General features: G+C 57.9%; 15 protein-coding genes and 7 tRNA genes. 10 read left to right on the forward strand and 12 right to left on the reverse strand.

Annotation, left to right across the window (positions count from 1 at the left end; genetic code table 11):
- Positions 1-19 precede the first annotated feature (19 nt).
- The 10 genes from CCOY_RS07105 to CCOY_RS07150 all read right to left on the reverse strand — a co-directional run bounded on the left by CCOY_RS07105 (position 20) and on the right by CCOY_RS07150 (position 8,641).
- Positions 20-487 carry a hypothetical protein gene (locus tag CCOY_RS07105; protein ID WP_244268735.1) on the reverse strand — a complete coding sequence of 156 codons (468 nt, stop codon included), beginning with the start codon at positions 485-487 and terminating at the stop codon, positions 20-22.
- Entirely contained in the window at positions 484-1,563 is a 1,080-nt protein-coding gene (locus CCOY_RS07110; protein WP_092102700.1) for a glycosyltransferase family 4 protein, read from the reverse strand. The genes CCOY_RS07105 and CCOY_RS07110 overlap by 4 nt, the downstream gene beginning before the upstream one ends.
- Positions 1,564-1,566: 3 nt before the next feature.
- Positions 1,567-2,505, reverse strand: a complete 939-nt coding sequence (locus CCOY_RS07115; protein ID WP_092102703.1) for a phosphatidylinositol mannoside acyltransferase — start codon at positions 2,503-2,505, stop codon at positions 1,567-1,569.
- Positions 2,506-3,141: a phosphatidylinositol phosphate synthase gene (pgsA, locus tag CCOY_RS07120; RefSeq protein WP_092102706.1), complete on the reverse strand. Its 636-nt coding sequence runs from the start codon at positions 3,139-3,141 to the stop codon at positions 2,506-2,508.
- The gene (locus tag CCOY_RS07125; protein ID WP_083284803.1) at positions 3,134-3,790 is read right to left on the reverse strand and encodes an ATP adenylyltransferase; all 657 of its coding nucleotides are present in this window, start codon (positions 3,788-3,790) and stop codon (positions 3,134-3,136) included. Before CCOY_RS07125 ends, pgsA begins: the two co-directional genes overlap by 8 nt.
- Positions 3,702-5,759, reverse strand: a complete 2,058-nt coding sequence (thrS, locus tag CCOY_RS07130; RefSeq protein ID WP_092102709.1) for a threonine--tRNA ligase — start codon at positions 5,757-5,759, stop codon at positions 3,702-3,704. The genes CCOY_RS07125 and thrS overlap by 89 nt, the downstream gene beginning before the upstream one ends.
- Before the next feature lie 110 nt (positions 5,760-5,869).
- Entirely contained in the window at positions 5,870-7,105 is a 1,236-nt protein-coding gene (locus CCOY_RS07135) for a Dyp-type peroxidase (protein ID WP_092102712.1), read from the reverse strand.
- Positions 7,106-7,119: 14 nt separating this feature from the next.
- Complete coding sequence (locus tag CCOY_RS07140; RefSeq protein WP_070484859.1) at positions 7,120-7,776, reverse strand: copper chaperone PCu(A)C; 657 nt, start codon at positions 7,774-7,776, stop codon at positions 7,120-7,122.
- 9 nt (positions 7,777-7,785) lie between these two features.
- Positions 7,786-8,385, reverse strand: coding sequence for a copper resistance CopC family protein (locus CCOY_RS07145; protein ID WP_070423061.1), 600 nt, complete (start codon positions 8,383-8,385; stop codon positions 7,786-7,788).
- A 184-nt stretch (positions 8,386-8,569) separates the two neighbouring features.
- A tRNA-Val gene (locus CCOY_RS07150) sits at positions 8,570-8,641 on the reverse strand.
- A 245-nt stretch (positions 8,642-8,886) separates the two neighbouring features.
- Here CCOY_RS07150 and CCOY_RS07155 point away from each other — a divergent pair.
- The 6 genes from CCOY_RS07155 (at position 8,887) to CCOY_RS07180 (ending at position 9,477) form a co-directional block, all read left to right on the forward strand.
- Positions 8,887-8,962 (forward strand) — tRNA-Gly (locus tag CCOY_RS07155).
- A 19-nt stretch (positions 8,963-8,981) separates the two neighbouring features.
- A tRNA-Val gene (locus CCOY_RS07160) sits at positions 8,982-9,053 on the forward strand.
- Between the two features lie 35 nt (positions 9,054-9,088).
- Positions 9,089-9,164: transfer RNA gene (locus CCOY_RS07165), tRNA-Gly, on the forward strand.
- A gap of 40 nt (positions 9,165-9,204) precedes the next feature.
- A tRNA-Cys gene (locus CCOY_RS07170) sits at positions 9,205-9,278 on the forward strand.
- Between the two features lie 16 nt (positions 9,279-9,294).
- Positions 9,295-9,366, forward strand: a tRNA-Val gene (locus tag CCOY_RS07175).
- Positions 9,367-9,401: 35 nt separating this feature from the next.
- Positions 9,402-9,477, forward strand: a tRNA-Gly gene (locus tag CCOY_RS07180).
- Between the two features lie 50 nt (positions 9,478-9,527).
- On the opposite strand, the gene CCOY_RS07185 is transcribed toward CCOY_RS07180, so the two are convergent.
- The gene (locus tag CCOY_RS07185) at positions 9,528-10,415 is read right to left on the reverse strand and encodes an SLAC1 family transporter (RefSeq protein WP_092103116.1); all 888 of its coding nucleotides are present in this window, start codon (positions 10,413-10,415) and stop codon (positions 9,528-9,530) included.
- A 151-nt stretch (positions 10,416-10,566) separates the two neighbouring features.
- Between CCOY_RS07185 and CCOY_RS07190 the strand changes: the two genes are divergently transcribed.
- From CCOY_RS07190 to msrB, 4 genes are all read left to right on the forward strand, one after another.
- Entirely contained in the window at positions 10,567-11,745 is a 1,179-nt protein-coding gene (locus CCOY_RS07190) for a multidrug effflux MFS transporter (RefSeq protein WP_070771382.1), read from the forward strand.
- A gap of 67 nt (positions 11,746-11,812) precedes the next feature.
- A complete protein-coding gene (locus CCOY_RS07195; protein WP_070614504.1) occupies positions 11,813-12,583 on the forward strand; it encodes a pyrimidine reductase family protein in 771 nt (256 codons plus the stop codon).
- A 25-nt stretch (positions 12,584-12,608) separates the two neighbouring features.
- Positions 12,609-13,844 carry a glycosyltransferase family 87 protein gene (locus CCOY_RS07200; RefSeq protein WP_070569919.1) on the forward strand — a complete coding sequence of 412 codons (1,236 nt, stop codon included), beginning with the start codon at positions 12,609-12,611 and terminating at the stop codon, positions 13,842-13,844.
- Complete coding sequence (gene msrB, locus CCOY_RS07205; protein WP_070483781.1) at positions 13,841-14,254, forward strand: peptide-methionine (R)-S-oxide reductase MsrB; 414 nt, start codon at positions 13,841-13,843, stop codon at positions 14,252-14,254. Before CCOY_RS07200 ends, msrB begins: the two co-directional genes overlap by 4 nt.
- Before the next feature lie 13 nt (positions 14,255-14,267).
- On the opposite strand, the gene hemQ is transcribed toward msrB, so the two are convergent.
- A complete protein-coding gene (gene hemQ, locus CCOY_RS07210) occupies positions 14,268-14,972 on the reverse strand; it encodes a hydrogen peroxide-dependent heme synthase (protein WP_180950015.1) in 705 nt (234 codons plus the stop codon).
- Positions 14,973-15,042 lie beyond the last annotated feature (70 nt).

The raw sequence follows: 15,042 nt of genomic DNA on the forward strand, positions 1-15,042 counted from the left end.
CAGCTGCATAAATACGCTGTTACTGGCCGTCGGTGGCAAACTGCGGCACTACCGCCGTACCGCCAAGACGGAAAAACCGCACCATAGGTCGCAACTGCAGCGCCAACGTATCCGCAACCGCATCGTTATAGAACCGCCGGGCGAGTTCTACTCGCGTATGTGCATCACGGAGTTCAGCCGGTACGTCGCCACCGCTTTGCGACGACTCCCTGACCGACTGCATCAGATCCCCCTCAGTACCAAGACGCAGCCGAAGATCCTTCGAGCTGAACCGAAGCGCCTCCGTTTCGTGAGCCTGCTGCGCGAGCTCGGGAAACAGCGCCGCAACTACAGCGCAGCGGCGGTCAAGAGCAGCCTGCAGCGCATCACGGGACCTATCCAAACGAATATGCAATCGGTGAAGTCGCTGCGCAGTGTGAAACGCCCAGGCAGCCACGATAACAACGCAGATCAGCGCGACGACGAGAAGCACGACACCAAATGTCACCGCTCAATCCTCACCTTCTCGTTGTAGGAAACAGCCTCATACACAGCGCAAATACGGTTCGCCACCACTGCCCAGTCGAATTCCGTGGCGCGACGTGCACCTCGGTTAATCAAGTCGTTGCGGTAAGTGGCGTCGTCGATAAGCAGCTGCAACTGCTGCGCCAAAGCATCGGGATCCCCCGGTGGGAAGAATGCCGCAGCGTCAGAGCCAACGGCGGCAAAAGCAGGGATATCGCTGGCTACCACGGCACACCCCGCCGCCATTGCTTCGACCAGAATGATGCCAAACGACTCGCCGCCGAGGTTCGGGGCAACAAAAATGTCGGCGCGGCCGAGAATCTCGACCTTTTCATCCTCCGTAACCTTCCCAGCGAAACGCACCCCGTCCATTTCGCGTGCAGCACCTCCGCCCATCACCGTCACCTGAGGAAGGCGCGGAAGACGCTCCAGGGCAGCCAAGAACACATCGAGGCCTTTACGTGGCTCGTCGAGTCGCCCAAGGAACACAACCTCCACGTCTGAAGAGTCATTGCGCACACCACGAGCCCGCGCGAAGCGTCGCGTGTCAACTCCGTTCGGAATGATCACAGGGTCAGTGCCAATCTGCTCTGCCTGCCACTGCCATGCCAACTCGCTCACTGCGATTCCGGCACGAATCTTCTCCAAGTTCGCACGCAACGCAGGCAGCGCTACTTTCAGCGCATAGGAGCTCTCCGCAGAGGTGTGATAGGTAGCCACGATCGGACCCGCAGCTATTCGGTTCGCAACCATGGCGTAGCCCGGCGAATTTGGCTCGTGGATATGCAGCACATCGAAATCGCCGAGTTCGATGAATCGCTTGGTCGTCCTCACTACTCGCGGGCCAAACGACAAGCGCGCCACAGAACCGTTGTAAGGAATCGGAACCGCTGGCCCGCCCCGAGTTACCCACTCGGGCAACGGTGTATCGGCAGATGCAGGGCCGAGGACTTCACTGTGATGTCCCATTTCCCGCAACCGCTCCGCCAAGTCAAGGACATGCGCTTGAACCCCACCAGGTTCATCAAAAGAATAGGAGCAGACTAGCCCAACCCGCATCGGCTAGGTCTCCCTTGAGATGTCTGAACGGTTGTCGAGCGCCCAGCGCCTCCCGCGAACCGGGACATCGACAGGCCACAACGGCTGCAGCATGTGCCAATCCTGCGGGTGGTGGGCAATCGCGACAGCGAACTCGTCTGCAATTGCCTGCACCGTTCGCTCAAGCGTGGTTACTTTCAGCGCAGGTGCAACGCTCATCCCCCAGCGAGGATCCGTCTGCGAACCTGCAAACCACGTATGCACTGTGTGAAGGCTCGCGCCTGTCTCCAATGCCAACTTTGCTGGCCCTACAGGAAAAGTCGTATCCTCGCCGAAAAATGTCACTGGCACGCCTCGACGCCCAAGGTCGCGCTCGCCCATCAAACACACGATGCCCCCGCCTTGGAGGACCTCTTTGAGCCTTGCATAGGGAGGAGTTTTCTCCCCGGTGAGGGCAAGTACTTCGAAACCCAGGCTTTCGCGATACTCCACGAACGCATCAAACAGCTTCTCAGGCCTGAGCCGCTCAGCAACCGTTGTAAACGTTCCATAGTGCTTTGCAAGCCACATTCCCGCCATATCCCAATTCCCGGAATGCGGCAGAGTCAGTACGACCCCGTTGCCAGCATCGATCGACTCCTGCAAATACTCCCTACCAACCAGACCTGCAGTGAGTCGCTCATCCAAGTTTGGATCATCCGCAATGCGAGGCAGTTGGAAAGCTTCGAGCCAATACCTTGCGTAGGAACGCACGCTGTCACGCACCAGCTCCTTGGTGACGTTTTCTGCACCGACGACGCGTGTGAGATTGCGGCGCAGCATGTCCATTCCGGCGCCGTCGTTTGATACCCAATCCGCACCAGCAGCAGCTAACGGACGCGTTATGCGTTCCGGCAGCGCCCCGACGATCTTCCACCCGGCGATGTAACCCGCCGAAGACACACGCATTCCAATGCCGCTCATCTACGCCCCTGCTGGTGGCGCCATCTTCGCGTTCGCCTGATCGTCTCGCGCGGCGAAGACCAGCCGCTGCACCACGGTAAACAGCGACCCTGCTAACAGAAGCCAAATTGACACCACGACAGCGTTCGGCACCCCAAACCCCTCGAGCGCTAGCCCGCCCAAAGCAAGGATCAAACGCTCTGGCCGTTCAATGAGGCCGCCGACGACGCTGATGCCGCCGGCTTCTGCGCGAGCCTTGATGTAGCTGATCGCCTGCGAGAGGACCAACACAGCTAGGCAGGCTGCAACATGGGCCGCAGACAAGTCCGCAACGTAGACCATCCACATAGCGATCGACCCAAACAGGGCGCCGTCCGTGAGACGGTCACAACTGGCGTCTAGTGTTGCGCCGAAAGCCGTCCCACCACCACGTAATCGCGCCATGGTGCCGTCCACCATGTCACACGCTGCAAAAATCGTGCTCAACACCGCTGCCCACACGAGATGATCCGTCGGGATGAGAACCATCATCGCCAGCATCGTGGCAATCGTGCCGGCAAGAGTGATCATGTTCGGCGTGACGCCGGCTTTCAACAAGCCCTTCGCCACCGGTTCCACGACAACAGCTGCCGGTTTACGCCCATGCACACTAAGCATCGTGGCTTCTCCCCTCGCCCTGTTCGACCTCGCGCCACCCCTGCGCCAGCAGCTCGCGAGTCTCCCGCAGGAGCTGCGGCAGAACCTTGGTTCCGGAAAGCACAGTCATAAAATTCGAGTCACCGGACCAGCGCGGAACCACATGCAGATGCAGGTGATCTCCAACCGACCCTCCGGACGCTTTGCCCAGGTTCAAACCGACGTTAATCGCCTCTGGGTTCGACACATGCTTCAGCGTCTTTACCGCATGCTTGGCAAATGCCATCAGTTCGGTTGTTTCTTCGTCGTCAAGCGCCTCAAGCTCCGCGACCTTGCGATACGGCACAACCATGAGATGTCCGGCGTTGTACGGATACAGGTTCAACACCGCGTATACACGCGTGCCACGGGCAATAATCAATCCGTCTTCGTCGCTGAGTTTCGGTATCTCTAGAAACGGGTCATTGCTTTTCGACGATCTCGGCGCCGACGCAATGTAACTCGACCGGTAGGGCGCCCACAGACGTACAAGACGGTCAGGAGCCCCTACACCGGTATCGATGTAGGGGTCCTCGCCATGATTACTGCCGCTGGGCTGCAACGTTTGCCTCACTCGGCTGATCGTTACGTTTCGCCGCGATCCAGTCCGCGATGATCTCCACTGCCTCATCGACATTCACGCCGTTGATCTGCGTGCCATCAAGGAAGCGGAAGCTCACAGCGTTGGCATCAACGTCACGCTCACCCGCAAGCAGCATGAACGGGATCTTGTTCGTGGTGTGCGTACGGATCTTCTTCTGCATGCGGTCGTCCGAGTGGTCAACCTCTGCACGAATACCGCGCTCGCGCAGCTTTGCGACGACCCCATCAAGGTGGTCGGCAAACGCATCAGCAACCGGAATACCCACAACCTGGTGTGGCGCCAGCCATGCCGGGAACGCACCCGCGTAGTGCTCGAGCAGCACGCCGAAGAAACGCTCGATCGAGCCGAAGAGTGCACGGTGGATCATCACCGGACGCTTCTTCGAACCGTCAGAGGCGGTGTAGGTCAGGTCAAAGCGCTCAGGAAGGTTGAAGTCCAACTGGACGGTCGACATCTGCCAGGTGCGACCGATGGCGTCGCGTGCCTGCACCGAAATCTTCGGGCCATAGAAAGCGGCGCCGGCAGGGTCCGGAACCAGCTCAAGGCCAGACTTCTTCGCCACCGACTCGAGAATGCTCGTGGAACGCTCCCAGATGTCGTCGTCGCCAATGTATTTCTTCGGGTCCTTCGTGGACAGTTCGAGGTAGAAGTCATCCAGACCGTAGTCCTGCAGCAGCGAGATGATGAACTCCAGAACGCTGGTGAGCTCTTCTTCCAGCTGCTCCTCAGTGCAGTAGATGTGAGCATCATCCTGGGTAAAGCCACGAGCACGAGTCAGACCGTGCACCACACCAGACTTTTCGTAGCGGTACACCGTGCCGAACTCGAACAAACGCAGCGGAAGTTCGCGGTAGGAACGACCACGAGAGTCGAAGATCAGGTTGTGCATCGGGCAGTTCATCGGCTTGGCGTAGTAGTCCACCGGCTGCTTAGTCACGTTGCCGTCGGCGTCAACCTCACCGTCGAGCTTCATCGGCGGGAACATGCCGTCCGCGTACCAATCCAGGTGACCAGACTTCGTGAAAAGGTCACCCTTGGTCACGTGCGGAGTGTTGACGAAGGAGTAGCCGGCTGCCACGTGACGCTCACGCGAGTGCTGCTCCATGGTCATACGCACGATGCCACCGTCCGGGTGGAATACCGGAAGACCAGAACCGACCTCGTCTGGGAAGGAGAACAAATCCAGCTCATTGCCAAGACGGCGGTGATCGCGCTTCTCAGCCTCCTCGAGCATGGTCATGTACTCGTCGAGCTCTTCCTTCGACTCCCACGCAGTGCCGTAGACACGCTGCAGACCAGCATTGTCCTGGTCGCCTCGCCAGTAGGCAGCGGACGAACGGGTCAGTGCGAATGCCGGGATGTACTTCGTCGTTGGAACGTGCGGGCCACGGCAAAGGTCATGCCACTCCACCTCGCCCGTGCGGGGATTGACGTTGTCGTAGTGGGTCAGCTCGCCTGCACCGATTTCAGTAGCTTCGTCAGAATCTGGGTCGACGTTGCCCTTGTCGTTGATCAGTTCGAGCTTGTACGGCTCATCCTTGAGATCCTCGGCTGCTTCCTCCACGGATGCGTAGACACCGCGGACAAACTTCTGGCCTTGCTTGATGATCTTCTTCATACGCCGTTCAAGCGTTTTCAGATCTTCAGGCGTAAACGGCTCGGCGACATCAAAGTCGTAGTAAAAGCCGTCTTCAATCGCAGGGCCAATGCCCAGCTTGGTTCCCGGGAACTCCGCCTGAACAGCCTGTGCAAGTACGTGCGCACAGGAGTGGCGGATAACCGAGCGACCAAGCTCAGTGTTTGCCGGGACAGGAGTGAACGTGGCGGTTTGCTCCGGCACGTGGGAAAGATCTTTGAGTTCGCCCTCTGCATCCAAGACGCAAACGACGGCGTCGTCGCCCTTGTTTGGCAGGTTCAACTCCCGCATCGCTGCACCCACGGCGGTGCCTGCGGGGACCTCGAACGTTGCAAACTCGACTACTGCTTCGTTTGACATAGGTGTCGTGCGCTCCTTTGCGCGTCATTGGGCTGCGTCATACCTGGACGCAACCCCATCGTGCTGTTCACTGTCCCGACGGCGCAGACGCACGCCGGTCGATAGGGATTCTACCCCCGAGTGCCGGAAAGTACGGCTTCGCCCCAGTACGTATCACCGGAGTTACCACTACCCGGCTCCACAGTGCCCGGTGGCACCCAGTACACCGCGGAACCAATGTGAGTCGTCCATTCGTTAAGGCGATCCATCTCCAGCAGGCGGCGAAGCACCGGAGTGAACTGGGTATCCGGGTCCTTCTGAAAAGTCAGAAAGACCAAGCCTGCATTTGAGAGACCTTTCGAGTTCGGATCCGGCGGAAGGTTGTAGTTGTACGGTCTGCGTAAGAAACGCTGCTCCGGATGGTCCTTCGGCGGCATTGCTCGCGCCATGTGCGAGTTCCTGTCAATGACGGGCAGACCGTATTCATCAATTGCATCGAGATCTGGTTTGTCGAATTCGCTGTCGCCAGTGAGCGGGGCACCGTCGCTCAACCTGCGGCCGACAGACTCCTCGCGTGAAGCCCGGTCGAGCCGCTCCCAATCGTCGAGATCCATCGCGATCCGGCGCACTACCAGTGAGGAAGAGCCGTCCTCGTGAAACACCTGCTCCGCGAATTCATCGTCCGAATGTGGGTTGACGGTTCCATCGACTTGACCGAAGAGGTTGCGCGGGGTTTGGCCTTTCGGAATATTGCCGTAGGCGTTCATGAACCCTTGCTGCACCCACGCAGTTTTTACGTAGTCCATCCCTGCGCGGGTCATGTGGCGCATTACCCATGCACACACCATCGGGTCATCCGAGCAGATCTGGAGAACGATATCGGTTTGTCCCCACTCTGGAACGAGTTTCTCCCGTGGCATCGGCTCAATGTCGTGCAGCCACGCCGGCTTACTTTTGGGGGCGGCGACGTCAAAGATTCGCTCGCCCAAGCCGCATGTGATTGTGAGGTTTGCTGGCCTGTCTACCATTTCTGGCTCAAGGCTTGACAAAGGGTTGCGGCCGGAGACGAGCTCTCGCGCATCTTCCGTCCACAACCGCATTAGACGGCGGATTCCATCGGCCTCCACGCCGTCTTTGAGGTTGAACCCAACGAGGTTGAGATTCGCTTGTGTAGTCGTTTGGATGCCTGCCTGATGAGCGCCATCGAATGCGATAGTTGATTCGGTAAGTGCCCGTGATGCAGTTTCGCGATCATCCTCACCGCTACACGCAACGAGCGCCATGCTTGATGACGCAACCCCCGCCACCCCAGCCGCACCGGCCAGAAACACCCGGCGGGAAACTCCGCCACGCTGTGGCTCAACCATTGAATTCGCTCCTCCTAGTGCTTGTGCTCAGCGGTTTCGCTGTGCTCGGCGTGTTCGCCATGCGCTGCATCGTCGCCGTGCTTGTGCTGGCTGTGGTCCATGACCTGGCCATCCTCGCCGTAGTCCTCATCGCCCGGCAGCATGGTACGGACGGCTACTTCCGGAATATCAATGGTGGTGCCACCCTCAGTCAGCAGCGTGACATCAACGGTGTCTCCAGCAGGAATCTCATCCGGGTAGCCCATCACCATGAAGTGGTCACCGCCCGGCTTCAGCTCGTAAGTGCCACCGGCCGGAATGACGATGCCGCCCTCCTTCTCCTGCATGACGCCATCCACTACCTCGTGGATTTCGTACATGGCTTCACCCAGCGAGGTAGTGAAGCCAATCACGTGGATGTCTTCATCCGTGCCATTTTTCAAGGTGCCAAAGATCGCCGTCATATCACTGCCATTTTCTGCGTCCTTGGCAGCCTTTGCACGCACAGTGCCATCGACGAGTTCAACGTCCGAGGTGGCGGCAGCATCCGTGGCAGTCTCACTTGCCGACGTTGCAGCGGACGAGGTAGCTGTGTCGGTTGCCGCCTCATTAGAGTCGCTAGAGCAGGCGGTCAGCGCCGGGGTCAAAGCGAAAGCAGCGACAACTGCCGTGGCCATCAAACGATTCTTCATCAAGTTTCCTTACTGCGCGCCTTTGCGCACGTCATCAGTTATGGTCTTGCTCTTCTTCGAACGATTCGTCACGGCCAACACCGCGATGACCGCAAGCACGATGGTGCCAAGAGCAAGCAGCCAGAGAGCAGAAACGCTTGAGTTTTCATTCGTTTCTGCAGCGTTAGTAGCGGTCGAATCCTGTTGCGATTGCGAGCCAGCGCCATCTGGCTGATAGCTAAACGAGGTCATGCCCTTAGTTGCGTGTCCGTCGGACGAGACGATTTGGAAGCCAACTTTGTAGTCTCCGGCCTCCGGCTGCAGATCTGGCGGAAGGTCGAGTGTGACGTTTCGGCCCTCAATTACCGGTTCGCCGGTGAACAGCACATCCGTGCTTCCATTCTCCGTACGTGAGATGGCGACGGTATTGAAACCTTCCTTGGGCTCGCCAGAAAACTCCAGCTCGATCCGCTCAGGAAAGTCCTGCACCACAGACTTGTTTTCGGGGTTGGATCCGATAACAACGTCATGCGCAACCGCGGGAGCCGAGGTAACCAGAGCAGTTGCCAACGCCGCGGCAGCAATACCGCCCACTCGTGCAACTTGCCTGCAATGTGCAGGTTTGGGCATTTCGTCTCCTTGTTCAAACTATTGAGTGCGTAATTTTCGCACTCGAAATGAGTAGTCGCCTAAAACGGCCGAATAGTTCCCACACTGGCACAAAACCCCCAATATTGGCAGCTAGGAATCGCAGGCCCCAGCCTGACTGCCTGAAGAAAAAGAAAAACCGTCAGTTTCCTGACGGTTTGCGTTGTGGTCCTAGCTGGGATCGAACCAGCGACCTTTCCGGTGTGAACGGAACGCTCTTCCACTGAGCCATAGGACCGAACGAGTTGCTAGATTACACGGATGGAGCGCCACGGACGAATCCGCAGGCCACAACCACTTTCCCCAAGAGAGCCTTCCCCTGCTTAGTTTGACACCTTGAATCGCGTGCGGCTCCCGAGAATTACATCGCTGAAACCTCATTAACCAACCCGCACCAAGTGCCGTGAACTGCCGATTTGGATACAAGCGGTGAATGAGGATAAGGTTTGTTCTCGCAATCAGCGCGGTAAGCGCGGAGAGCATGCGGATGTAGCGCAGTTGGTAGCGCATCACCTTGCCAAGGTGAGGGTCGCGAGTTCGAGTCTCGTCATCCGCTCCAGTTCCATCAAGGAACGTGGGCGCGATTAGCTCAGCGGTAGAGCACTACCTCGACACGGTAGGGGTCACTGGTTCGATCCCAGTATTGCGCACAGAGGGTCTCCCCCTCGTCAACTGAATACAAGATGCGGATGTAGCGCAGTTGGTAGCGCATCACCTTGCCAAGGTGAGGGTCGCGAGTTCGAGTCTCGTCATCCGCTCCAAGTACTTCGGAGTTCCCGAATACTTTGGAGGTAACTCCACGGTGGATTGGTCGAGTGGTTAGGCAACGGTCTGCAAAACCGTGTACACGGGTTCGATTCCCGTATCCACCTCCAAGCTGTCACCAGCCAAGCGCGATTAGCTCAGCGGTAGAGCACTACCTCGACACGGTAGGGGTCACTGGTTCGATCCCAGTATCGCGCACAGAGGGTCTTCCCCTCGTCAACTGAATACAAGATGCGGATGTAGCGCAGTTGGTAGCGCATCACCTTGCCAAGGTGAGGGTCGCGAGTTCGAGTCTCGTCATCCGCTCCAAAAAAGACTGTCTATCGTTTCGGTAGGCAGTCTTTCTTTTATCCCCTTTTCTATAGGCGCTGCAATTGCCAAGCCCAGAAACGTACCGCGCAAATGCTCCAGTGCACAAGAAGCAGAATCAACAGCGCAAAGGATAATTGGGACCACCCCTGGTACCAAGCGCCTAAGCACAGCGTTCCCACCGGGAATGTGGCACCCCACCACCCCGGACCGTAGGGCGAAATTGCCACTACCGCCTGGTAGAAGCAATACACTGCAAACAAGGAACACGGCACTCCGATCACGAACATGACAATGCCGTAGAGGTGGGCGTCGAAAAGCACTGTTGAAGCGGCAGTCGATTGCCCGACGACGCCTAGTGGGATCCAGGCTGTACCTGCGGCTGCGCCACTTGGGTGGTAACGGTGGCGCATGAATGACCAAAAGCAATAGGCAAACAGCGGAATTGCTGTTGTCAACGTGAGCCAGAAACACACCACACCGACATAGTGGTAGAGCGCTCCATGCTCATCGGATAGCTGCCCTCCAGACGTTGCGGCCACCATTGGCGTGACCAACGCAAGGCCCCAGGGAAACGCAGGTTTTCTATAGAGGCTCGGTCGCTTCCAAAACGCCCAAAGCTGCCACAAACACACTAGTGCGGAAAGCGGTGCACCGATCCACCAACTGGCCAACTGGAATCCATCGTTACCGGTCAGCGCGGTCCACGCTGAGCCGCAAGACAGTAGCCCCATCGTGTACATGCCCCACGCCGCCATATTTTGGTGGCGAGGAGGCTCATGTCGAGCGCCCACCGTAAAAACCGCAAGCAACACAGCGGCACACAGGGCGAACGCGATCTGGCAGAGACGAAAGCCATGCAAACCAGACAAGGTGGAGGCAATTGAAGTGCCCATCAAGGCACCGGCCCACGCCGGACCGTACTTTGGCAACTGCATGATAACCACGCTATGCCTGTTCCCAACCTATTAGCGAATCTGTGTGTGCAGCTCCCCCGATTGTTGCCTCTGCTGTTCTCGCTCACTGCAATGGTCATGAGACTTCAATAGGCATCGCTTCACCAAAATCCGGAGCGGCTATCCTACCGGCGTGCAGAAACTTTCTGGTGGCCTCCTCGCCGCGCTGGCTTTGTTTACCGCCTCTGGCCCCCTGGGCATCGACATGTACCTCCCGGGCATGCCAGAGCTTGCGACGAGTTTGTCGACGTCACACTCATTTGCCCAGATGACCATTACCGGGTTCATGCTCGGTATGGCCCTTGGCAATCTCTTGTTTGGGGCGATTTCCGACGGGACTGGACGAAAGCCTGTCATTATTGTGGCTTCCGCCGTTGCCCTTGTTGCCTCGGTGGCTTGCGCGCTAGCCGATTCCATCGCATTCCTCATTTGCGCCCGCTTCTTCCAAGGCCTCGCAGGTGGATGCGCGATCGTCGTTGCTCGTGCTGTCGTCCCCGACATTGCTCACGGAAAACAAGCCGCGCGCGGACTTTCAGCGCTCATGGCGATCTCCGGGTTTATGCCTGCAATCGCCCCGGTGCTTGGTGGCCTCATCATTCCCGCATTCACCTGGCGCGGCGTTTTTTGGACAATCGCTGCAGTCAATCTTGCGCAGCTCGTTGTCGCTTTGTGGCTCGTTCCCGAGACGCTGCCCTCCCACAAGCGGACAAGTGGCACCTTGCGCCAGATGTTTCCGCGGATGGGGCGCTGTCTACAACGTCCCGCGTTCACTGGATACATGGTGGCTGCAGGTTTGGGCTTTGGCACGCTCTTTTCCTACATCGCGGCTTCTCCCCTAGTCCTCCAATTGCAGCTCGGTCTGAGCCCAACCACATTCTCTCTCGTCTTCGGGAGCATCGCGTTGCTCATTCCACTGAGCAACACGCTCAACATGCGGCTGCTCAAGCGGCACCAGCCGCGCGCGCTCCTTACCGTCGCACTCGGAGTTGATCTCACAGTGGGTGCGATACTCCTCGCATTTTCCATTTTGGGTCCAAGCACCGCAATGATTCCTTTTATCGCAATCCTCTCCGCGATGGCGGGATTCATCATGGCGAATGCTTCCGCTCTCGCTATCGAGGAAGTGCGAGACATCGGTACCGGAGCCGGAACCGGTGTCATGGGGTTCTTCCAATTCATTATCGGTGGACTCGTTCCACCACTTGTTGCGCTCGGCCCAAACCCAGCCGCTGCGATGGCGCTCGGCGTGCTCACCTGCGCTGGTTTGGCGCTTACGGGAGCACGCATCAGCTCACGCTTTCACCGAAGCTGATCAGCTTCAACCCACCACGTTCCAAAACCACGAGGCCAGAAACAAAACCGCTTTACAATTAACGACGATGCTTACCCCCAACACCTCAGACCAGCTTCCCGACTCGATCGACACGCAGGTATTGATTGGGCCGGTTCTTCCACCTGGGGAGTGCGAGACACGCTTGATTGGTATTGCTTCGCTCACCGGGGTTGCCGCAATCGAGGGAGCATCTGCCGGCTTGGGAAATGCGACCGATTTCGCATTGCTCAACGCCCTTCGCGTGTGGTCTGATGCAGTGCTCGTTGGTGCGGAAACGGTACGAAAGGAAGACTACTTCGGTGCGCGAGTCTCGCCAGAGAAACAGCAACAACGGAAGGAAAACGGGCAGTCTGTCGCACCTCCGATTGTGGTGTTAAGCCGCAGCCTCGGTTTTGATACGTCCTCGCAGCTCTTCTCCAATAGTCTCGCAGCGCCGATATTCGCCGTCCCCCAGGATATGCTCGATACCCCTGAGGTTGCTGCTCGCGCACATGACATCACCGAGGCTGGTGGCAGCATCCTCCCGCTCGTAGATGACTCCATGCGAACAGCAATTGAAGCGCTGCACATGCACGGTATGTCCCGCATCGTTTGCGAGGGAGGTCCACAGCTCAACACCCAGATGCTGAATGAAGACGCGGTAGACGTATTTCATTACACCATCAGCCCTCACGCAGTGCTGCAGCCTTCTGAAGTGAGGTTGTTCGGGCACAGTGACGACGATCGCAACATCCCCTTTGTTCTCGAGTCGGTTAAAGCAACAAGCGATTCCCTGCTGTTTTGCCGTTACCGAAGGGTGCGGGACCGAAAAGGCTAATCGAGCCGGTACGGTATCACCCGTGATGTTGCAAACTCGCCTCCATGATTTTTGGGTCGCCCCAGCGCCCGTCGCGACGCGTTCCCACGCGGAGGTACCAACCTCCACGCTTCGAGGCGCAGGTGCTTTGGCTTGGCCACTGGCAGTCATCTTGATCGTGCACAGGCTTTTTGTCCTCGCACGCACCGGATCGGTGACCGACGACTTCACTACGGTCTGGTCGGCGGCACGCCGCTTCGTCGACCGAGTACCTGTGTACAACGAGATTTACGAGCACGTTGACCCGCACTACCTCTATAACCCGGGTGCTACGCTGCTACTTTCTCCTCTTGGGATGCTTCCAAGTATGGAAAGCGCGAGGCCATTTTTCATCCTGTTCAACGCGCTTTGCATTATTGCTGCAGTCACATGGCTTACGCGGCTAGCGGGCTTCCGCATGTCTCACCCGGTGCTTCCAATCGCATTAGCCCTTGCATTTATGACGGAAGCCGTGACAAATACCTTGGTGTTTTCGAACATCAACGGCGTACTGCTTCTCGCCCTGACTGCGTTTATCGCGTTGTTTCTCGCTAGGCGTGATGTCGGTGCGGGTATCGTGCTCGGGCTGGCGGTCGTCGTCAAGCCAATGTTCGCTCCGCTTCTCGTACTGCCACTGATGAAAATGCGGTGGAAGGTCGTTGCTAGCGGTGTCGCCGTACCTGTATTCCTCAACGTCATTGCCTGGCCGCTGACTCCAGGTGCTCGCGACTACATCGACGTTGTTGTGCCGTATCTAGGCATCACACGCGACTATGCCAACTCTTCGCTCGCAGGTTTTGCCGTCTATTTCGGTATGCCTGCCTGGGCGCACACCATCCTCTTTGTCGTCGCTGCATCTGCTGTTGCGGCGGCGATCATTGGTTTAGCCCGCTGGCGTTATAGCGACGAATGGCTTTGGCTGACCTTGAGCACCGGCGTCCTGCTCGCAGGCGTATGCCTACTGTCCTCACTCGGACAGGCGTACTACTCGATGATGCTCTTCCCCGCCCTGTTTACTGTGTTTCACCGCGCCAGCCCCCTTCACACTTGGCCAACGTGGCTGGGCGCCGTTTTATGTCTCGCGCCACTGAGTTGGGTTACGCCTGACGCGATACTGCTTGGACGGTGGCTGAACACTTTTCTTCCCACATTTGGATGGGCCGTGTTTATTGTCGCGGTGGCATCGTGGGTATGGTCTACTCAAATCACATCGGCGCCACAAAAGGAGAGGACGCGACAATGAGCGAATCCAAACCAAATTACAAGGACTTCACCGAAGCACAGTGGCGAGAAAAACTTAGCCCTGAAGAGTTTCGGGTCCTGCGGGAGGCCGGCACCGAGGCACCCGGTGTGGGCGAATACACCAACACCACCACTGAAGGTGTCTACCGTTGTAGAGCATGTGGTGAGGAACTGTTTCGGTCCTCAGAAAAGTTCGACGCACACTGCGGGTGGCCAGCATTCTTTTCCCCACTGGCGGGCGATCGGATTATTGAGCGCGAAGACCGCTCTCACGGAATGATCCGTACGGAAGTACTCTGCGCGAACTGTGGCTCTCATCTCGGCCACGTGTTTGCCGGCGAGGGTTTTGACACCCCCACCGACCTGCGTTACTGCATCAACTCCATTAGCCTGACGCTGGAAGAGGCCTAGGGCCTCATCCGGCCTACGGCAGGATGTTGATGATCTCCGCGATGTCGCTGACGCGACGTCCGGTCTGGAACGGAACCTCCTCGCGCACGTGCAGGCGGGCCTCGGTGTAGCGCATCGTCTTCATCAGGGCCTCAATGCGCTCGAGCGTTGGCGCCTCAAATGCCAGCATCCACTCGTAGTCGCCGAGCGTAAACGCCTCGACGGTGTTCGCGCGCACGTCCGCAAAGTCGCGGGCGGCTTGGCCGTGTTCAGAAAGAATTCGGCGACGCTTCTGGGGGTCCATGATGTACCAGTCATACGAGCGAACGAAGGGGTAGACCGTGATCCAGTCACCCGGTTCCTCCCCCATAATGAAACTCGGCAGGTGGGACTTGTTGAACTCTGCAGGACGGTGCAAACCGTTGCCAAGCCAGCTCACCTCAACGAGCTGACCGAACGCAGTCTCACGTCGGAAATCAGCCAGTGCCTTTTGTAGGTCGGAAAACTCTTCTGCGTGCCACCAGATCATGAAGTCTGCATCAGCACGAATGCCGGTGTTGTCGTAGATGCCACGAACAACAACGACGCCCTCTTCTTCAAGCTTGCGGAAGAAAGCCTGCGCTTCTTCGATGATACGAGTACGTTCCGTCCCAAGAGCACCGGGAATTGCACGGAACACTGCAAACTGCAGATAACGCTGCGTGGCGTTGAGTTTCGCAAAGTCAAGCTTGGCCATGATGACGCTCCTTCCCTGCCGATACGGCAGATCAAACTAAAGTCGTAATGAGTCTACGCTGTCGCACATTGCG

The sequence above is a fragment of the Corynebacterium coyleae genome (genome assembly GCF_030408635.1).
Classification (GTDB): domain Bacteria; phylum Actinomycetota; class Actinomycetes; order Mycobacteriales; family Mycobacteriaceae; genus Corynebacterium; species Corynebacterium coyleae.